General features: G+C 69.4%; 17 protein-coding genes and 1 tRNA gene. 12 read left to right on the top strand and 6 right to left on the bottom strand.

The window, feature by feature from the left end:
• Positions 1-43: 43 nt before the first annotated feature.
• The 3 genes from FOJ82_RS01315 (at position 44) to FOJ82_RS01305 (ending at position 2,260) form a co-directional block, all read left to right on the top strand.
• Complete coding sequence (locus FOJ82_RS01315) at positions 44-1,642, top strand: uroporphyrinogen-III synthase (RefSeq protein ID WP_143936654.1); 1,599 nt, start codon at positions 44-46, stop codon at positions 1,640-1,642.
• A 58-nt stretch (positions 1,643-1,700) separates the two neighbouring features.
• Positions 1,701-1,773, top strand: a tRNA-Ala gene (locus FOJ82_RS01310).
• 121 nt (positions 1,774-1,894) lie between these two features.
• Positions 1,895-2,260 (top strand): nuclear transport factor 2 family protein, encoded by a 366-nt coding sequence (locus FOJ82_RS01305; protein ID WP_143936653.1) that lies wholly within the window; start codon positions 1,895-1,897, stop codon positions 2,258-2,260.
• Positions 2,261-2,266: 6 nt separating this feature from the next.
• On the opposite strand, the gene FOJ82_RS01300 is transcribed toward FOJ82_RS01305, so the two are convergent.
• The 5 genes from FOJ82_RS01300 to FOJ82_RS01280 form a co-directional block, all read right to left on the bottom strand.
• Complete coding sequence (locus tag FOJ82_RS01300; protein WP_143936652.1) at positions 2,267-2,557, bottom strand: hypothetical protein; 291 nt, start codon at positions 2,555-2,557, stop codon at positions 2,267-2,269.
• A complete protein-coding gene (locus FOJ82_RS01295) occupies positions 2,554-3,840 on the bottom strand; it encodes an inorganic phosphate transporter (RefSeq protein WP_143936651.1) in 1,287 nt (428 codons plus the stop codon). Before FOJ82_RS01295 ends, FOJ82_RS01300 begins: the two co-directional genes overlap by 4 nt.
• 84 nt (positions 3,841-3,924) lie before the next feature.
• Complete coding sequence (locus tag FOJ82_RS01290) at positions 3,925-4,251, bottom strand: branched-chain amino acid transporter permease (protein ID WP_143936650.1); 327 nt, start codon at positions 4,249-4,251, stop codon at positions 3,925-3,927.
• Positions 4,244-4,939 carry an AzlC family ABC transporter permease gene (locus FOJ82_RS01285; RefSeq protein ID WP_221932984.1) on the bottom strand — a complete coding sequence of 232 codons (696 nt, stop codon included), beginning with the start codon at positions 4,937-4,939 and terminating at the stop codon, positions 4,244-4,246. The genes FOJ82_RS01290 and FOJ82_RS01285 overlap by 8 nt, the downstream gene beginning before the upstream one ends.
• Positions 4,940-4,983: 44 nt before the next feature.
• The gene (locus tag FOJ82_RS01280) at positions 4,984-5,925 is read right to left on the bottom strand and encodes an NAD(P)-dependent oxidoreductase (RefSeq protein ID WP_143936649.1); all 942 of its coding nucleotides are present in this window, start codon (positions 5,923-5,925) and stop codon (positions 4,984-4,986) included.
• A gap of 185 nt (positions 5,926-6,110) precedes the next feature.
• Here FOJ82_RS01280 and FOJ82_RS01275 point away from each other — a divergent pair, with 185 nt between their 5' ends.
• From FOJ82_RS01275 to FOJ82_RS01260, 4 genes are all read left to right on the top strand, one after another.
• Positions 6,111-6,803 (top strand): M48 family metallopeptidase, encoded by a 693-nt coding sequence (locus FOJ82_RS01275; protein WP_185975571.1) that lies wholly within the window; start codon positions 6,111-6,113, stop codon positions 6,801-6,803.
• Positions 6,800-7,681, top strand: coding sequence for a 3-methyladenine DNA glycosylase (locus FOJ82_RS01270; protein WP_143936647.1), 882 nt, complete (start codon positions 6,800-6,802; stop codon positions 7,679-7,681). Before FOJ82_RS01275 ends, FOJ82_RS01270 begins: the two co-directional genes overlap by 4 nt.
• Positions 7,682-7,755: 74 nt before the next feature.
• Complete coding sequence (locus FOJ82_RS01265; protein WP_246099676.1) at positions 7,756-8,964, top strand: L,D-transpeptidase family protein; 1,209 nt, start codon at positions 7,756-7,758, stop codon at positions 8,962-8,964.
• Between the two features lie 87 nt (positions 8,965-9,051).
• Positions 9,052-9,984 (top strand): DMT family protein, encoded by a 933-nt coding sequence (locus FOJ82_RS01260; protein WP_143936646.1) that lies wholly within the window; start codon positions 9,052-9,054, stop codon positions 9,982-9,984.
• On the opposite strand, the gene FOJ82_RS01255 is transcribed toward FOJ82_RS01260, so the two are convergent.
• A complete protein-coding gene (locus FOJ82_RS01255) occupies positions 9,974-10,618 on the bottom strand; it encodes a hypothetical protein (protein WP_143936645.1) in 645 nt (214 codons plus the stop codon). The genes FOJ82_RS01260 and FOJ82_RS01255 overlap by 11 nt on opposite strands.
• A gap of 87 nt (positions 10,619-10,705) precedes the next feature.
• On the opposite strand from FOJ82_RS01255, the gene FOJ82_RS01250 reads away from it, so the two are divergent.
• The 5 genes from FOJ82_RS01250 to FOJ82_RS01230 are packed head-to-tail and all read left to right on the top strand — an operon-like array spanning position 10,706 to position 18,380.
• Positions 10,706-11,629: a DUF4192 family protein gene (locus FOJ82_RS01250; RefSeq protein WP_143936644.1), complete on the top strand. Its 924-nt coding sequence runs from the start codon at positions 10,706-10,708 to the stop codon at positions 11,627-11,629.
• 18 nt (positions 11,630-11,647) lie between these two features.
• A complete protein-coding gene (locus FOJ82_RS01245) occupies positions 11,648-12,565 on the top strand; it encodes a carbohydrate kinase family protein (protein ID WP_143936643.1) in 918 nt (305 codons plus the stop codon).
• 33 nt (positions 12,566-12,598) lie between these two features.
• Positions 12,599-15,124: a leucine--tRNA ligase gene (leuS, locus tag FOJ82_RS01240; RefSeq protein ID WP_143936642.1), complete on the top strand. Its 2,526-nt coding sequence runs from the start codon at positions 12,599-12,601 to the stop codon at positions 15,122-15,124.
• A 56-nt stretch (positions 15,125-15,180) separates the two neighbouring features.
• Positions 15,181-16,038, top strand: coding sequence for a ComEA family DNA-binding protein (locus tag FOJ82_RS01235; protein WP_143936641.1), 858 nt, complete (start codon positions 15,181-15,183; stop codon positions 16,036-16,038).
• Positions 16,035-18,380: a ComEC/Rec2 family competence protein gene (locus FOJ82_RS01230; RefSeq protein ID WP_143936640.1), complete on the top strand. Its 2,346-nt coding sequence runs from the start codon at positions 16,035-16,037 to the stop codon at positions 18,378-18,380. Before FOJ82_RS01235 ends, FOJ82_RS01230 begins: the two co-directional genes overlap by 4 nt.
• Positions 18,381-18,471 lie beyond the last annotated feature (91 nt).

Here is an 18,471-nt window from a genome sequence, read left to right as displayed (position 1 = left end):
CCCCCTGTCCGCACCGTGGGCGCCGAGTGGATATGGTGGCAAGGTGAGAATCAGGCTTGGTACGAAGGACTCCACCCTTGCGATGCTGCGCGCGGAGGCGCTCATCGAGCAACTCGAGGAACGCGGCCACGAGGTCGAGATCTTCAGGCTCCCCAACGTCGGGGACTTCGAGAGCATCGGCCAGCTGCGGCTGGGGCTGCTCCGAGACGACTTCGACGTGGTGATCCACCGCATCAACCGCCTTCCCGAAGGCAAGGTGCCCGGCACCGAGCTCGCTGCCGTCCCGGTCCGCGGTGACCGACGTGACGTGTTCGTCGGCCGCGACGGCATGACCATCTCTGCGCTGCCCGACGGCGCCCGCGTCGCAACGGCCACGCCGCTGCGTCGGGCCAAGCTGACGCGGCTGCGTCCCGGCATCCAGTACGAGGACATCAAGCCGAACCTTGCCGAGTGCCTCGACCGCGTGGCGGCTGGCGAGCTCGACGGCGTGCTCTGCGGTGCGGCCGACGTCGACTACCTGGAGCGCGCCGAGGAGATCACCCAACGACTGGAGACGCCACCCACCGCCGGGCAGGGTGCGCTCGGCTACGAGTGCCGCCAGGACGACAAGGACATCATCGAGGTCCTGGCAGAGTTCGACGACCCTGACACCAGGATCTGCGTCGCCGCCGAGCGCGCCGTCCAGGAGTCGCTCGACCTCTCCGACCAAGCCGTACTCGGAGTGCGTGCCCATCGCCAAGGCGTGCTGTCGCTGCGTGCCGACGTATTTCCGCTCGACGGGAGTCCCGTCGTGTCGCTGACGCTGGGCATGCCCACCTCGGAGTTCCACGCGGTGCGCACCGGACACCGCCTTGCGGGGCTGCTGCGCAGCCGCGGCGTGGAGGAGATCGGTCGCGACCCCAAGCCCCAACCCGCCCCGCCCGAGAAGCGCCGCCTCTCCGACGTCACCGAGATGCGGGTGCTCGTCGCCCGTGAGGAGGGTCGCATGTCCGTGGGGCTGCGCTCCGCGGGACTCCAGGTGGACGCCGTCCCCCTCCAGACACGCGAGCTGCTGAACGTGAGCAGCACCCTCGACGGGGCCGACTGGATCGTGTTCACCTCCACCCGGGCCGTGGCCTCCATCCGCGAGCTCGGCTGGACACTGCCGCGGGAGGCCAGGATCGCCGCGGTCGGACCCGGCACCGCTGATGCCCTCGAATCGATGGGCTACGACGTCGAACTCGTCCCCGAGAAGGCCGCCGGCGTGAACGCGCTGCTCGATGTCTGGCCCGACGGCACCGGCACCGTCTACGTCCCCGGCTCGGCCCTGCTGGCCCCCAGCTTCCTCGCGAAGCTGCAGCGCAAGGGCTACACCACGCACCTCGTGCCCGTCTACACGATGGAGACGCTGCCCAGCGCGCCGCCCGAGGTGGCCGAAGCGTGGCACGCCGGCCTCTACGACGCCGTCATCATCGCTTCAGGGTCCAACGCGCTCGCCGTGGGGGAACTGCTGGGCTGGAACTCCGACGTTCCCGTTGTCGCTGTGGGCGAGTCCGCGCAGGCCGTCCTGCGCCGCGCCCACGTGCCGGTGGCGAAGTTCTCCCACTCGTACCGTCCCCAGGACGTGGTGGGGCTGCTGCGGGAGCTCGTGGCCGAGGGTTGATTGGCGTCGGGGCTCGGCTTTGCGATAACATTGCGAAGCCCCGCTGGTAGCGGGAACTGGGGCTATGGCGCAGTTGGTAGCGCGCTTCCATGGCATGGAAGAGGTCAGGGGTTCGAATCCCCTTAGCTCCACCCCGGATGAAGGGCCCGAACGGTTCACCACGCTCAGTGAATTGGTTCGGGCCTTTGTCGTTCCCCGGGCGCCCGGATAAAGGGCACGCACATGACGTGGCCCGCAACTATGGTGTCGAGCATGGACATCGACGAACTGTTGCAGCTCGAACGCCGGGGCTGGGACTCACTGTGCAGCGGCACCGGTGGCGAGTTCTACGGCCGGATCATGACACCGACAGCTGTGATGGTGCTCGCCAACGGCATGGTGCTGGACCGTGAAGCCGTGGCCGCCTCACTCGACAAGGCGCCCCCGTGGCGCGAGTACAGCATCGAGGAGCCGCGCCTCGTCGAGCTGGACGAGCGCTCGGCGATCCTGGTCTACACGGGTGCCGCGAGCCGGGAGGACGGCGAGTTCCGCGCGCTCATGTCGAGCGTCTACACGCGGACGGGCGACCAGTGGCGGCTGGCGCTCTACCAGCAGACGCCGCTCCCCGAGGCCGGGTGATCCCGGCTACTCCCTGACGAACAGCGGCCAGCCCAGCTGGACCTCGAGTCCGAACCCTCCGGCGACGATCACGCCGATGCCGAGTCCGATGGCGGCCAGGACGACGGCGAAGCAGGCGTAGGCCAGCACGCGCATGCCGGGATGGGGCTTGTGGTCTGAGTCCTTCTGCCCGTCGTCGGCCCCGTAGGAGAGGGCGCGGATACCGAGCGCGAAGAGGGCGGGCAGCCCGGCGCCCAGGATGAGTCCGGCGAGCAGGACGTGCCAGGCGCCCTCGAGGAGGTTGAGGAAGATGTTCACAGTTCCGCCTTCAGCTTCTTGGCCGCCTTCTTCTTCCTGGCCTTCTTCTTCGACTTCTTCCTGGGTCCGGAGACCATCGGCTTGTCGGGCACGGCTGCGATCTGGTCGGCCCAGTCGTCGTTGACGTTGTTGTGGTCAACCCGGGTCCGCTTCGAGTGTGCGTACATCCAGCCAGCGGCGGCGAGCAGGATCGCGAAGATCACCAGGGCGCCGTAGACGCCACCGATGGAGTGGCCGAGGAACCACATCACGGCGCCGACCAGCCCCGCGGAGGGAAGGGTGATGAGCCACGCCATGGCCATGCGGCCGGCGATCCGCCAGTTCACCTTGGCGCCGCGCTTGCCGACACCAGAGCCGAGGATGGAGCCGGTTGCCACGTGCGTGGTGGACAGTGCGAAGCCCATGTGGCTCGAGGCAAGGATGACCGCCGCGGAGGACGACTCGGCCGCCATGCCCTGGGGAGCGGAGATCTCCACGAGGCCCTTGCCGAGGGTGCGGATGATGCGCCACCCCCCGATGTAGGTGCCGGCGGCGATGGCCGCGGCACAGGTGAACTTCACCCAGAACGGGACCGCAGTGAGGTCCGTCCAGTGACCGGAGGCGATCAGGGCGAGGGTGATCACGCCCATGGTCTTCTGTGCGTCGTTGGTGCCGTGGGCCAGGGACACCAGTGACGCGGAACCGATCTGGCCCCAGCGGAAGCCGGACTCGCGGTACTTGTTCGCGACGCCCTTCGTGAGTCGGAACACCAGCCAGGTGCCGACGGAGGCGACGGCGATCGCGATGGCGGGGGAGACCAAGGCGGGCAGCAGTACCTTTCCGACAACGCCGTCGAGCTTCGTGCCGTCCCCGACCCACTTGACGCCCTCGACCCCGAGGCCGGCCATCGTCGCTCCGACGAGGCCGCCGAAGAGGGCGTGGGAGGAGCTGGACGGCAGGCCCAGCAGCCAGGTCAGGAGGTTCCATACGATGGCCCCCACCAGGCCGGCCAGGATGATCAGCAGGAGCGCGAGCCCACCGTCGCCGATCAGTTCCGGCTTGGGGGCGCCCGAGGCGTCCTGGATGTTCACGACGGCGTTGGTGACGGTCAGTGCCACCTCCACGGACAGGAACGCGCCTATCAGGTTCAGGATCGCGGAGAGGGTCACCGCAGACTTGGGCTTCAGAGCCTTCGTCGCGATGGAGGTAGCCATCGCATTGCCCGTGTCATGGAAGCCGTTCGTGAAGTCGAACGCGAGTGCCGTGACGACGACCAGGGACAGGATCAACAGTTCCGGGGTCACGCACAATAGTGTGCATCGTTAACCCTGAGTTCACCCAATCGAGAAGGCAAATTAACCTACTTTGCCGGAATTCTGCATAGTTTGTCAACTACTGATTGACATTATCAACACGTGGACGCCGGTTCCGCCGAGCACGCTGAGGACCGCGTTGCGTCGCCACAGGTGCAGCGCACCCGTCACGGCCAGCCCTGCGGCGACGGCGAGGGTTGCCGGATTGGTGCCGACGTCGGTGTTGCGCAGGGTGTAGAACACGAGGATCGTCATGATCCCGACGGGCATCACCGCTGCCAGGTGGGGCAGCAGCTCGCTCTCTCGAAGCCGACTGATGAACAGGAACGGCAGCGCTCGCAGCGCCCAGGTGATGGCGGCGCTCACCAGCACCGCGGCGAGGATGTAGGGCCAGTCAGGCACGACGCCTCCGTGCGTAGAAGTCCAGGATGACGAGGAAGATGAACGAGCCCATCGCCGCCGGGAGCATCCCGTCCCCGAACAGCAGGTGGGAGACCAGTGAGCACACCAGCGCCACTATCGGCAGCGGGGCGGAGCGGCGCACGACGAACGCCTCCAGCGCCAGCACCAGGAAGAAGGCCGACATCGCGAAGTCCAGGCCCACGACGCTGTCAGGGATCAGGTTGCCGGCCAGGCCACCGACGGTGACCGAGGACACCCACGCGAGGTGGAACGTCGACTGCAGCGCAAAGATCCGGCGGCTGGACCAGCCCTGCGCCACCGACGACGACGTCAGGGCCCACGCCTCGTCGGTCAGGGCGAACGTGCTGTACGCGCGCCGCCCCCGGCCCTGCACGCGGTGGAGCGGGAACGAGAGCGCGTAGAACGCGTGCCGGAAGTTGACCAGGAAGGCTGTGCCCGCGATGGTGGCGAGCGGCGCGGTTGCGGTCACCAGGCCCAGCACCAGGAACTCCAGCGAGCCGGCGAAGATCACCGCCGCGAACACCGGACCCCACCACCACTCCAGTCCTGCCTGGACGATGAGCACGCCGAAGGCCATTCCCATCGGGGCGGTGCCGAAGATGGCGGGCAGTGCGATCCGGAGACCTGCCCGGAACTCCCCGCCTCGAGCCGTCTGAACAGGTGTCACTCCCGCACCATATCGACCTACGTCCGAGACCCCGAACCGATGGTTCAGCGCTCGACGACGTTCCTCAGTGGCGCTCCGGCGACAAGGGCGGCGACGTTGTGCGCGATCAGCGCGTCCGGGTCCACCGGTCGTCCGCCGGCGGCGTGCGGCGTTATCAGGAGGTTCGGCGCGTCCCACAGCGGGGAGTCGCCGGGCAGCGGCTCCACGGCGGTCACGTCCAGCGCGGCCCCCGCGATCCGACCCTCAGTCAGGGCCGCGAGCAGGGCCCGCTCGTCCACGGTGGATCCGCGCCCAACGTTGACGAAGTACGCGTCGTCCGAGAGTGCGTCGATCTCCACGGGGCCGAGCGCGTTCCGGGTGTCGGGGGTGTCCGGCAGGATGCTGATCAGCAGGTCCGCTTCGGGCAGCACCCGCAACAGCTCGGACTCCGCGACGACGTCGTAGCCGTCGCGTGTGCCCGCGCTGCGGGCGATGCCGCGGACCTCCGCGCCCAGGGCCGTGAGCAGCGGGGCCAGGCGCTTGGCGATGCTCCCGAAGCCCCACACGAGGACCTTTGCACGCAGCAGCGTGGTGATCGGCCCGTCGGGATGCAGCGGCTTGGGGCCGCTCAGTTCTGCCGACCAGTCGTGCTCGGCCTGTGCCGCCAGCGCCAGGGGCAGACGACGCACGAGCGCCAGGAGCAGCGCAAGCGTGTGCTCGGCCACCGTCGCGTCGTGGAGTCCGATCCCGTTGGCCAGGACCACGCCGTCGGCGAAGCCGGCGCGGATCATCGTCTCGGGCCCGGCCATCAGCCCTTGCACGAGCCGCAGGTGCGGCATGGCCGCCGCGGTGGCATCGAGGTGCTGTTGCGAGTTGGTCCAGACCACCAGCACGTCCGCGTCGAGGTGCTCCTCGGGGATCGGTTCGGCCACGGCGTAGGTGACCGCCGTGACGCCTTCTGGGAGCTCGGGGGACAGTGGGACGGAATCCGGCAGGAGGATCTTCATCGGTGCTTCCTGTGTGTGGGTGGCTGGTCTCAGGGCCCAGTGTGTCAGTGCCCGGTGACATCTTGGGAGGCAGCGAGGGTTCGGGCGGATGGCCCGGCCCGTTCCAGGACGGAGAAGTCATGGCCAACTACGAGACCGCCCGCGACACCTTGGAGTCCCCGAAGCGGTGGCATAGCATTTCAGACATGCCCCGCACCGGTTCCCGCCATCTCCTGCGGACCTCCGGCGTCGAGGTGTTCGTGACGCGCAAGCGGATGAAGAACCTGCGGATGCGCGTGGACCCGCGAGATGCCAGCGTCCAACTGTCCGCTCCGCACCACGCCGACGAGGCCGAGATCGCGGCCTTCGTGGCCCGCAACCTCGAGTGGGTCGTGGAGGCCCAGACCCGGGCCCGGATGAACGTGCCGGAGCGGCTGGTTTCCGGGGGACGTGCCAGGTTGTGGGGGCAGTGGCGCGAACTGGTGGTGAGCGACGGCGGCCGTTCCACGGCGCACGTCGAGGACGGCCGCATCCACATCGTCCGGCCCGACGGCGACGAGGAGGCGGCACGACGTGCCCTGACTGCGCTGCACCGCAGGGAGCTCCTCCCTGCCGTGGAGCACTTCCTTGACGTCCACTCGCCCTACGTCGGGCGCCGTCCCAGCCACGTGCGGCTCGCGCGCATGCGGTCCCGCTGGGGGAGCTGCAACCACGTCACGGGTCGGATGTCGTTCAACGTGGCACTGGCCGAGCGGCCCCAGACGGAGCTCGAGTACGTCGTGGTGCACGAACTCGGTCACCTGCTGGAGGCCAACCACGGTCCCGCGTTCAAGCAGCACCTCACGGCCATGCTGCCGGACTGGCGCAGCCGCGACGCCGGGCTGAAGGGGAGACTTTGACGCCGCTCCAGCCAGAGCAGTGGCGGGCCCGGGCCGCCGCGCACGAGGCCCGTGTCCGCCGCGAGCTCGCCGACGCCATGGCACGCCGCGAGCGGGGGGAGAAGCACCCCGTCGACGACTTCCTGTGGCACTACTACAACCTGCGCCCCGGACAGTTGCTGAGGTGGCATCCCGGGCTGGGGCCGGAACCTGTCGGTTGGGTCGGCGAGGGGCGCGAGCCCTTCGACGCCGTGGACTTCTGGCGGAAGCGGTCGAGGACCATCGAGGGTGCCCACCGCCTGCTGGTGTCGACCATGGCCGCCAAGCCACGCTTCGGGTGCTTCGGGATGCATGAGTGGGCGATGGTCTACGGCCTGGACGAGGGGGAGACCCGTCACCCCTACCTCAAGCTGCGGTTCTCCCCCGAGGAGACGGCCCGCACGGTGGAGGAGGTGGGCTGCCGATGCAGTCACTATGACGCCTTCCGGTTCTTCACGCCGCCCGCCCGTCCGCTGAACCTGCTGCAACCCACCCGCGAACTGCAGCCCGAGCTGGACCAACCCGGTTGCCTGCACGTCAACATGGACCTCTACAAATGGGCCGGCAAACTGGTCCCGGCCGTTTCCTCCGAGCTGCTCTTCGACTCGTTCCTCCTGGCCCGCGACATCCGCGAGGTGGACATGCGTGCCTCGGCCTATGACCTGGCCGACTGGGGCTATGAACCCATCAGGGTGGAAACGCCCGAGGGCAGGGCCGAGTACGCGGCCCTGCAGCGCGGCTTCGCGGAACGCGCGATGCCGGTCCGGGAGCGCCTCGTCGAGGTCACCACCGAACTGATTCGGCTCGGAACCGAGGAACTTGGCAACGAATCCGTCACTACAGGGCGTGTACAGGGGTAGAAGACGGCTCGCGGAACATACGCTGTGCGCGTCACCGTCACCGAAACGGCTGAACCCGACGGAAGGCTTCCCCCGTGACAACGCAGTACCGACGCATCATCCCCGCCGCCGTGGCGGTCTTCGTGCTCGCCCTCGGGGGCTGCGCCCCCGACGTGATGGCGCATCCCGGAGGCGTGCCCCCGACCGACCCGAGCGTGGTCGTCGCGGACCCGACTCCAACCCCGTCGGCGGAGCCCACGACCGAGGAGTCCCCGGAGTCCTCGCCAAGCCCCACTGACGTCGACACCCCGGCCCCGCAGCCCGCTCCGCACGAGCCGGAGGAGCCGACGCAGACCCCGACCGACTCGCCCGAGCCCGCCCCCGCCGATCCCACCACCCCGCCCCCGCCGCCTGCGATCATCGACGTCGGCGACGAGGGCGACAAGGTGCGCGAGCTCCAGAGCCGCCTCCAGCAGATCGAGTGGTTCGAGGGAAGGATCACACCGAACTACGGGGACCAGACCCGGCTCGCGGTGGAGGGCTTCCAGTCGAAGCGGGGGATCCCGGTGCTCGGCTACGTCGACCAGGTCACCTGGGACCGGCTCCTCGGCATGACACGGATGCCCACTCACGACGAGATGCACAACATCCTCACCCCCGGGCCGGCACTGCTCGGCGAGGGTTCGAAGGGCGACGACGTGAAGGACCTCCAGGCCCGGCTCAAGCAGATCGCCTGGTACTTCGACAAGGTCGACGGCATCTACGGTGCCAAGACCGTCGAGGCCGTCAAGGGTTTCCAGGAGAAGCGGGAGATCCCCGTGACCGGAGAGGTCGACCAGCGCACGCTCGACCGCCTCCACGGCATGACGCACAAGCCCACCACCGACGAGTTGAACAACGTCGCCCCGAAGCCCGGCGCCGGCGCCATGGTCCTCGACGACAGGTGCCTGCAGGGTCGCGTGGTGTGCATCTCCAAGGCCCAGCGCAAGCTCGCGTGGGTCGTCGACGGACAGATCCAGATGACCATGGACGTGCGGTTCGGATCGGAGATGACGCCCACGCGCAACGGTGTGTTCGCGGTGAACTGGAAGTCACGGGACCACGTCTCGAGCTTGTACGACACCGCCATGCCCTACGCACTCTTCTTCTCCGGTGGCCAGGCCGTTCACTACTCCGCCGACTTCGCTGCCCGTGGCTACAACGGCGCATCCCACGGCTGCGTCAACGTTCGTGACAAGGCTGCGGTCTCGGCGCTGTTCGACGCCGCCAAGGTGGGGGACAAGGTCGTGGTTTACACCGGCTGACCCCGGGCCAGAGCCAGACCATGGTCTGATCAGCAGTGGCATGGCTGTGGGATATCGTTTCCGGGAGTCACTCGAAAGGCGTATCTGGTGGGAATCGCTCTGGCAATCGGCCTGCAGGTCATCTCCTCGTTCCTCTTCGCGAGCGGGGCAACCCTGCAGCACCTGGGGGTGAAGTCCACCTTCGACCCGACCGGTCGGCAGTCGTCGAATCGGCTGACGATAAAGGGGATGCTCAGGCTGTTCCTGATCCCGAAGTGGCTGCTCGGCCTGCTGTGCGTCCTGGCCGGCGCGGGGCTCCACCTGGTGGCGCTGAGCATGGCCCCGGTGGCGGTCGTGCAGCCCGTCGGCATCCTCGCCGTCCCGTGGTCGGTCATCCTTGCCTCCAAGATCCACGGCCACAAGGTGCCGCTGCGGATCTGGGGGGCCGTCGGGATCACCGTGGTTGGCGTCGTCGGATTCACCATCTTCTCCTCGGTTTTCGCCAGGGGCGACAAGCAGTTCAGCTTCCAGGGCGTGGTGATCTCGTTCCTGGTCGTGTGCGTGATCTGCGCGGTGCTCTCGCTGTTCGCGGCGCGTGCCGCCGCCTGGGCGAAGGCGATGCTCTGGTCCTCGGTCGGCGCCATCTTCTACGGCCTGGCCTCCGGCATGATGAAGGCCGCCATGAATCTGGTCCAGGGTGGCGAGTTCGACCTGTTCCACTGGCAGGTGCTGGTGGTCATCGGCTTCATGCTCGCCTGCTACGGCCTGGGCGTGTGGATGATCCAGCAGGGGTACGCGTCCGGCCCGGCCGAGATCACCGTCGGCACCATGACGACGGTGGACCCGTTCGTCGCCGTCATCTTCGGCCTGTTCATCCTCGGTGAGGGCTCGGGCATGGGCCCGCTGCCGGCCATCGGAATGGCCGTCTCCGGGGCCATCGCCGTCTACGGGGTCGTGCTGCTCTCCCGGGACCACCCCGACGCCCTCGAGGAGCGTCGCAAGGACGCCGAGGAGAAGGACAGGGCCCGCCTCATCCCTTGATCGGCAGGGCGGTGACCGCGCTGCCGAACGCCGAGGTGAGCACCAAGGTCGCCTCACCCTGTTCCACCGCGAAGGTGGCTGTGCCCTCGTGGGGTTGCCCCGCCATCACGTCGAACGGGGTGGTGTCGAGGGGGTCGGAGACCTCCATCGTCGTGTTGCTGAACATGTAGACGCCGAAGCTCTGCTGGCCCGCGTCGAGCGTGACCCGGAAACGCACCACGAGTCCGTCGGCCGTCCAGTCCTGGTCCAACAGTTCGAAGACGCCCGTGCCGTTCCCCTCGAACGGGATGGAGTTGCCGCCCGTGGCGCTCGAACTGGGGGTCTCCGACTCGCCGGCGGTGGTGGCGGGCGTCGGACTGGGCGACACGCTCGGCTCGCCCTCGCCCGTGACGACCTGCAGCGTTATCAGGACCAGCGCAATGGCGGCGACCACGCCGACCGCGACCAGCCACCACGGGGGACCGCCGCGGCGCGGTTCCCGGTAGTCGTCGATCGAGGGTTCGTGCGGCGCCGGCCCCGCCTGCCTGTTCGGCTGCCCGAACGGCTGCCGGGGGTCGCGGCCCACCGCGTCGTGGTAGCTCTGCGGCTTCCAGCGGGGATCCTCGTGCGCCCAGGGGGAGTCTTCGTTGCTCATGGTGGCCACAACGATACAAGCGGGGCAGTTCTCCACAGGCTCGACCGGCCGTGACGGATCCGGCGGCCCGACAACCAGAGTGTGGGCATGCACCAGCCCACCCGCCTCCGCTGCTCCGGCCCCCACGACCTGCTCACCATCGCCTCCCTGCTGCTGGAGTTCCAGCCCGACGAATCCGTGGTGTCGGTCTGCATGCGTGGGGACACCGTCAAGTTCTGCGCCCGTTCGGACCTCGGGATGGACGACGATGCCCTGGACGCCACCGCGGCACAACTCCTGCGAGGGTTCGAGAACACCCGGGGCAGGGAGTTCATCCTCCTGGGCTACGGGCGCGACATGCTGCGAGTGCGCGACGCCATGGTCGCGCTCGGCGCCCGGCTGGGGCCGGTGGTGACCATGATGGTCGCCACGAACCACGAGCGCTTCTGGCGGCTCGAGGACGGGGAGCTCCCGGCCCACGCGGGTGAGCCCTACGCCGTCGAGAACAGCGGGGTGGCTGCCCATGCGGTCTACAGGGGAGTGTCGCTGAGGCGTACGAGGGCGGAGGCGGTCGCCGCGGTCCAGCGGCCGCCGGCGCACCTGCGCGCCGAGATCTCGGTCCGCCTCGAGGCGGCGTTCGAACGTGTCCTGCCCATGGATCCGGACGACCGCATCCAGCTCTTCGGTCACCTCATCGACTCCGGGGACGTCCTTGCGTCCGATGACGCAGCCGAGTTGGCGGCCCTCCTCCAGGTCCAGGACTGCCAGGGGGAGTTCCTCTGCCAGCTGAGTAGCGCCACCGCCGCCCGGTTCCACGCCCGCCTCGTCGAGGCCCGGGCCGCCTCGGACGAGGAATGCGAGGCGGACGTGCTGGGGCCGCTCGCCCTGGCCTGCTGGCTCGCCGGCAAGGGTGCTCAGATGAACGAGTGCGTCGCGCAGTTGGAGGAGGTGGCGCCGCGCAATCCGGTCCTGCGGCTGCTGAGGCAATTGCTGCACGACGCGGTCCCGCCCTCGCGCTGGGACAGCTGGTGAGGACGATAGGGTGCTGCCATGCGCTTCGTAGTGTGCGGTGAGAACCTGATCGACCTCATTCCCGGTGAGTCCGTCTCCACCATCGAGAGCCGCTGGTCCGCGTTCGCGGGCGGAGGCCCGATGAACACGTCGGTGGCCCTCGCCAAGCTCGGCGCGGACACCCACTTCCTCGGCCGGATCGGGGCCGATGCCTTCGGGCGCCAGATCGAGGGGCATCTCGGCGCCAACGGCGTGCAGTTGGACCTGGCAGTGCGCTCCGAGGACCCGACGGCCCTCGGTATCGTGTCCCTGGACGAGAGCGGCAAGGCCAGTTACAACTTCCACCTGCGCGGTACCGCCGGCTTCAGCTGGCAGCCCGGGGAGTTCCCGCAACTCGACGAGTCTGACTGGCTGCACTTCGGGTCCATCGGGTTCGTCGCCGGCTCGGGCACCGGCCCCTTGCTGGACTTCGTGTCCCACACCAGTGCTTCCGTGAGCTACGACCTCAACATCCGACCCACGGTCATCCCGGACCGCGTCGAGTACTTCGACCTGGTGAATCCGCTGATGGAGGCCGTCGGGCGATCCGGGGGGATCATCAAGGCCAGTGACGAGGACATCAACTGGCTCGTCGACGACGAGGACCCGATCTCGTACGCGCAGGCCTGGGCCGCCGAGTACGGATTGTCGATGTTCATCGTGACTCTCGGCCCCGAGGGTGCTGTAGCGGTGAAGGCGGACGGACGCCAGATCGGGGTCAGGGGACGCAAGGTGGAGCTCGTCGACACCGTCGGTGCGGGCGACACCTTCATGGCCGGCTTCCTGGCCGCCTACGCCCTCGACCCCACTGACGTGGCCGCAGCACTGGACAACGGAATCGCGGCGTCGGCGCTGGTGTGCTCCCGCAGCGGGGCCAACCCGCCCACGGCCGAGGAGGTCGCTGCCTTCCGGGGCTGACTCGGTCGCGCCGGGGCCGCGGCGCTATATTGAATGACCGTGCGCCGTGGGGCGCGCGGGAACAAGAGGAGCGATCTCGTGACGAGTCACGTGGAGCCGACGGTTGCGCACTACGACAGCCAGGCGGCGCAGGAGAAGTGGCAGGCTTTCTGGGAGCAGGACAAGACCTTCGAGCCGCTCGACGACGGCAGCCGCGAGCGCCGCTATGTCCTCGACATGTTCCCCTACCCCTCCGGTGACCTCCACATGGGCCACGCGGAGGCCTACGCCATGGGCGACGTCGTCTCCCGCTTCCTGCGGCTGCGCGGCTACGACGTCATGCACCCGATCGGCTGGGACTCCTTCGGCCTGCCCGCCGAGAACGCCGCCATCAGGGCCAACACCCATCCGGCGGAGTGGACCTACAACAACATCGAGACCCAGGCCCGCTCCTTCAAGCGCTACGGACTGAGCCTTGACTGGTCGCGCCGGCTGCACACCTCCGACGAGGACTACTACCGCTGGACCCAGTGGCTGTTCGCCCGGTTCCACGAGCGCGGCCTCGCCTACCGGAAGAACTCGTTCGTCAACTGGTGTCCGAAGGACCAGACCGTGCTCGCCAACGAGCAGGTGGTCGACGGCCGCTGCGAGCGCTGTGGGTCCGACGTGACCAAGCGCAAGCTGAACCAGTGGTACTTCAAGATCACCGACTACGCCCAGCAACTGCTCGACGACATGACACAGCTGGAGGGCGGCTGGCCCGACCACGTGCTGGCCATGCAGCGCAACTGGATCGGCCGCTCCGAGGGCGCCCACGTCGACTTCGCGGTCGAGGGCCGCGAAACCCCCATCCGCGTGTTCACCACGCGGCCCGACACCCTCTTCGGTGCCACCTTCATGGTGGTTGCCCCGGACGGCCCCCTGGCCGCCGAACTGGTCACCGACGAGCACCGCGCGGCCTTCGAGGCCTACGTCGAGCAGACCAAGCGCCAGACCGAGATCCAGCGCCAGTCCACCGAGAACGAGAAGACCGGCGTCCCCCTTGGCGCCTTCGCGACCAACCCCGTGAACGGGGAGCGGGTCCCGATCTGGGCGGCCGACTACGTGCTGGCCGACTACGGCACCGGCGCGGTGATGGCGGTGCCCGCGCACGACCAGCGCGACCTGGACTTCGCCCGCAAGTTCGGCCTGCCCGTCCGCAACGTCATCGACGTCGACGGCACCGACCCGGCCGAGACCGGCATCGCCACCAGCGGCGACGGCACCTACCTGAACTCCGGCCCCCTCGACGGGCTGACGGACAAGGCGGCCGGCGTCGCGAGGATCACCGAGCAGCTGCAGGCCGACGGCAACGGCGTCGGCACCGTGCAGTTCCGGCTGCGCGACTGGCTGCTCAGCCGCCAGCGCTTCTGGGGCTGCCCGATCCCCGTGATCCACTGCGCCGACTGCGGCGAGGTGGTGGTCGCCGACGAGCAGCTGCCCGTCAGGCTGCCCGACCTGCGCGGCTCGGAGCTGGCTCCCAAGGGCACGTCCCCGCTGGCCGGCGCGACCGACTGGGTCAACGTCGAGTGTCCCAAGTGCGGCGGTCCCGCGCAGCGCGACACCGACACCATGGACACCTTCGTGGACTCCTCGTGGTACTTCTTCCGCTACTGCTCTCCCGGCTACACCGAGGGCCCGTTCAACCCGGACGACGTCGCGAACTGGATGCCCGTGGCGCAGTACGTCGGTGGCGTGGAGCACGCGATCCTGCACCTGCTCTACATGCGGTTCTTCTCCAAGGTGCTGCGCGACATGGGCATGGTGTCCTTCGACGAGCCCATGCTGAAGCTGCTCAACCAGGGCCAGGTCATCAACCAGGGCAGGGCGATGAGCAAGTCGCTCGGCAACGGGATCGACCTCGGGGCGCAGATCGACGAGTTCGGCGTCGACGCCGTCCGGCTGACCATGATCTTCGCCGGCCCGCCGGAGGACGACATCGACTGGGCCGAGGTCTCGCCCGCCTCCTCGCTGAAGTTCCTGCAGCGCGCGTTCCGTCTGGCGCACGACGTCGCCAGCAAACCCGAGGTCGACTTCGCCGACGGTGACAAGGCCCTGCGCCACGTCACGCACAAGTCGATCGCCGAGATCACCCAGCTCGTGGAGTCCGGCCGCTTCAACGTCGCCGTCGCCCGCACGATGGAACTGGTCAACGCCACCCGCAAGGCTGTCGACAGCGGTCCCGGTGGCGCTGACCCGGCAGTGCGGGAGGCCGTGATGTTCGTCGCGCAGGCCCTCAGCCTGGTGGCCCCGTACGTTGCGGAGGAGATCTGGGAGACGCTCGGACTGCCGCCCTCGGTCGCCAACAGCACCTGGCCCACCGCCGACGAGACGCTGCTGGTGGAGGACTCCGTCACCATGGTCGTCCAGATCCAGGGCAAGATTCGCGCCAAGCTCGAGGTCCCCACCGACATCACCGAGGAGGCCGCGCTCGAGTTGGCGATGGCCGACGCCGGGGTCCAGCGGTCACTCGACGGCCGAAGCGTCGTCAAGGTGATCGCGCGCCTGCCCAAGATGCTGAGCCTCGTCCCCGGGAAGTAATCCACAGCCCCGACGAAGCGTGACGGATCGGGGGTCCCGGCAACCAGAGTGTGGGTATGCCCACCTCCTCCGGGATCCCCGACGACCAACTGGCACGTGCCCGGCTGGCCTGGATCAGCGCCGGCCAGCCGGCCCTGTCCGCGCCCCGCCATGCGCTGCCGGAAGAGCCCACCCGCAGTGAGCCAGGCCTAGCGGCCCCGGTTGCGGACGACGCGGCGTCGTCGGCCCTCGGCGAGCCAGCTCCCGATCCCGGAGCGGCTCTCCGCGCTCTGCCTACCGCCGGCCTGGGGATCCTCGAGCAGGCCCTGCGCCGGCGCTACGTGGTGGCCGTCCTGGCACTGCTGCTGGTGGGGCTCGGCATCACCATGGCCGTCCTCAGCCAGAGCTCGGCCTCCCAGGTGCCGCTCGCGACGCCCCCTGGGGTGGAGACGCAGGCGCCACCGCCGGCTCCCTCCAGTCCAACGCCCGAACCGGTGGCTCTGCGGGTGCACGTCCTGGGTGCCGTCGCGTCCCCCGGGGTCGTCTCGGTTCCCGAGGGTGCCATTGTCGCGGACGCCCTGACTGCAGCGGGCGGGCTGCTCCCGGACGCGGACCCTGCCCAGCTGAACCTCGCCGCGCGGCTCGCCGACGGCCAGCAGGTGGTCGTGGGAACCCGGGAGCGGCCACAGGGAGACGTGCGGGGCCAGCCGTCCCAGCCCGGTGACGGCGGAGCGGAGACCACCGGCAAGCTGAACCTGAACACCGCGAGCCAGGCCCAGTTGGAGGAGCTGCCAGGGGTGGGCCCGGTCCTGGCCGGGGAGATCATCGCGTGGCGCGACGGCAACGGCGGCTTCGGCTCGGTCGCGGACCTGCAGGAGGTCTCCGGCATCGGCCCCAAGACCTACGAGACGCTGGAGCCCCTGGTGACGGTATGAGGGATGACGGGCACGACCTACGCCTGCTGCCCCTGGCCGCGGCGGCGTGGGCCGGCGCCTGGCTCGGCACCGGCGGCTTCCGGCCCGAGGCTCCCGTCCTCTTTGGCATCTTCGCCTCCCTCGGCATCGCGGCGGTGCTGGCGGCGCGCTCACACCGGCACTGGACCTTCCTGTTCGTGGCCGTGCTCGCCGCCACGACCCTCCTCTCCGGTGCACGGGAGCTCCAGCTCCACGACTCGCTGCCCGCCCGGCTGGCGGCCGACGGGGTGAGCGCCCAGGTCCGCGTCCGGCTCGTCGGGGACGTGCGGCTGGTCGAGCAGGGTCCACGGCCACCGCTCCTGGTGGCCAACGCCCGCCTCCTCCGGCTGGAGGCCACGGGGATGGCCGTCGAGACCTCCCAGCAGGTGGTCATCTTCGCCGCCGACGACGTCGGGGAGGCCTTGACACGTGTGGCACCGGGTTCTGTGGTGGACCTCCGGGGGACGCTCACGCCGGCCGATCCCGATTCTCCCGAGGCGGTCGTGGTGAGGGCCCGGCAGATGGTGGGGGTCGTCGAGGGCCCGGGCCCCGTCGATGCGCTGGTGAATCGCCTGCGCGCAGGGCTTCGACGCGCGGCCGCGACCCATTCGCCACCAGGGCAGGCCGCGCTCGTGCCGTCGCTGGTGGTGGGGGACACATCGGCCATCACCGAGGACATGACGACGGACTTCAAGGCCACCTCCCTCAGCCACCTGCTCGCGGTGTCGGGGGCCAATCTGACGCTGATGCTGACGGTCGTGCTGGCGCTCGCCCGCTTGGTGGGGGTGCGCGGCTGGGCGGTGCGCGGCATCGCTGTTGCCTGCGTGGTGCTGTTCGTGCTGGTCTGCCGGAGCGAGCCCTCGGTGGTGCGGGCGGCGGCCATGGGGCTGGTCAGCCTGTCCGCGATCGGTCTGGGCAGGGGGAGGCGGTCGATGCGCCACCTCGGCCTCGCCGTCCTCTGCCTGATGCTGCTGGACCCCTGGCTGGCCCGTTCCTGGGGGTTTGCCCTGTCGGTGGCGGCGTGCTGCGGGATCGCCCTCCTGGCCCCCGCCTGGGCCAGGAGCATGGCTTGGCTGCCTCGTCCGCTGGCCGAGGCCCTGACCATCCCGCTTGCGGCCCAGCTCGCGACGCAGCCGCTCATCACCGCGTTGAGCGGTCAGGTCTCGGTGGTGGGAGTCCTCGCGAACATGGCCGCAGGACCATTCGTCGGGCCGGCGACCACCCTCGGCCTCGCTGCCACCTGCCTGATCTGGTTCCCACCCGCCGCCGCGGCGGTGGCGTGGCTCGCTGGCTGGTGCGTGCAACCGATCCTGTGGGTGGCGGACCTGGGATCGCGGCTTCCGGCCGCGTCCCTGGCGTGGCCGGCCGACGTGCTGGGAGTGGCGCTGTGCGTCGTAGCGTGCGCATTGGTGGCCCTACTCGCGGGCGAGTTGCTGCGGACGCCGCTGGGAGTCGGGGCCATGGTCGTGGTGATGGTGCTGGGATCCCTGGTCCGGCCCCACCCGCTGGGCTGGCCGGGTCCCTGGAGCGTCGTGTTCTGTGACGTCGGGCAGGGGGACGCCACCGTGCTCCGTGCGGCGGCGGGGTCGGCGGTGGTGGTGGACACGGGTCCGGAACCGAACAGTGTGCGGTTCTGCCTCGAGTCGCTCGGGGTGACCGCCGTGCCGCTGCTGGTGCTGACGCACTACCATGCGGACCATGTCGGGGGCGCGGCCGAACTGCTGGAGCGATATCGGCCCGAACTCGTGCTGGTGAGTCCACTCGCCTCGCCCGAGCCGCAGGTCGCGACGGTGTCGAGCGCGGCTGCGAGGGTTGGCGCCCGTGTGGTGGCGGCCGTGCCCGGCCAGACGTTCCGGGTGGGTGACGTCTCCTGGACCACGATCGGTGCGCACGAGCCCGGACGGGTCGACAGCGACACGATGGGGGAGAGCGGGGACGAGAATGACTCGTCGGTGGCCGGGGTGGCGGAGGTGGCGGGCCTGCGGGTGCTGCTCCCGGGGGACCTGGAACCCGACGGACAACGGCGGACCATGTCGGATGCGGCGCGGCTCGGCCTCTCGCTGAAGGCCCACGTCCTCAAGCTCCCGCACCACGGATCCTCGCGGCAGCACGAGGAGTTCTTCGCCGCCACGGGAGCTGCGCTGGCGGTAGCGTCCGCGGGCAGGGAGAACGACTACGGGCACCCGTCCGACGGGGCGCTGGATCTGGCAGCCCGGTCCGGGATGGTGGTCGCGCGGACCGATGAGGATGGAGCGATCGCTGTCGCGGTCGAGGACGGGGAACTGAGCGTCCGGATAACGGGAACGGTCACCGCGCCAGCCTGAGAACGCGCAATCGCGTTGTCTGAAACGCCCCACAGCTCGATTTCCGATGACGGTGCTGACCATACTCGGACGCGTGACTGCCACGGCGTGC

It is taken from the genome of Tessaracoccus rhinocerotis (genome assembly GCF_007197885.1).
In the GTDB taxonomy this organism is placed as follows: Bacteria; Actinomycetota; Actinomycetes; order Propionibacteriales; family Propionibacteriaceae; genus Arachnia; species Arachnia rhinocerotis.
The sequence above is the reverse complement of the archived record's forward strand: the minus strand, read 5'-3'. Positions and strand labels throughout refer to the sequence as shown.

What these genes read in the sequence shown, in the direction of transcription:
- FOJ82_RS01235 (WP_143936641.1), top strand. Translation starts at nt 15,181, where the DNA reads ATGCCCACCTCCTCCGGGATCCCCGACGACCAACTGGCACGTGCCCGG.
- FOJ82_RS01230 (WP_143936640.1), top strand. Translation starts at nt 16,035, where the DNA reads ATGAGGGATGACGGGCACGACCTACGCCTGCTGCCCCTGGCCGCGGCG.
- FOJ82_RS01280 (WP_143936649.1), bottom strand. Translation starts at nt 5,925, where the DNA reads ATGAAGATCCTCCTGCCGGATTCCGTCCCACTGTCCCCCGAGCTCCCA.
- FOJ82_RS01305 (WP_143936653.1), top strand. Translation starts at nt 1,895, where the DNA reads ATGGACATCGACGAACTGTTGCAGCTCGAACGCCGGGGCTGGGACTCA.
- FOJ82_RS01245 (WP_143936643.1), top strand. Translation starts at nt 11,648, where the DNA reads ATGCGCTTCGTAGTGTGCGGTGAGAACCTGATCGACCTCATTCCCGGT.
- leuS (WP_143936642.1), top strand. Translation starts at nt 12,599, where the DNA reads ATGACCGTGCGCCGTGGGGCGCGCGGGAACAAGAGGAGCGATCTCGTG.
- FOJ82_RS01255 (WP_143936645.1), bottom strand. Translation starts at nt 10,618, where the DNA reads ATGAGCAACGAAGACTCCCCCTGGGCGCACGAGGATCCCCGCTGGAAG.
- FOJ82_RS01275 (WP_185975571.1), top strand. Translation starts at nt 6,111, where the DNA reads ATGCCCCGCACCGGTTCCCGCCATCTCCTGCGGACCTCCGGCGTCGAG.
- FOJ82_RS01250 (WP_143936644.1), top strand. Translation starts at nt 10,706, where the DNA reads ATGCACCAGCCCACCCGCCTCCGCTGCTCCGGCCCCCACGACCTGCTC.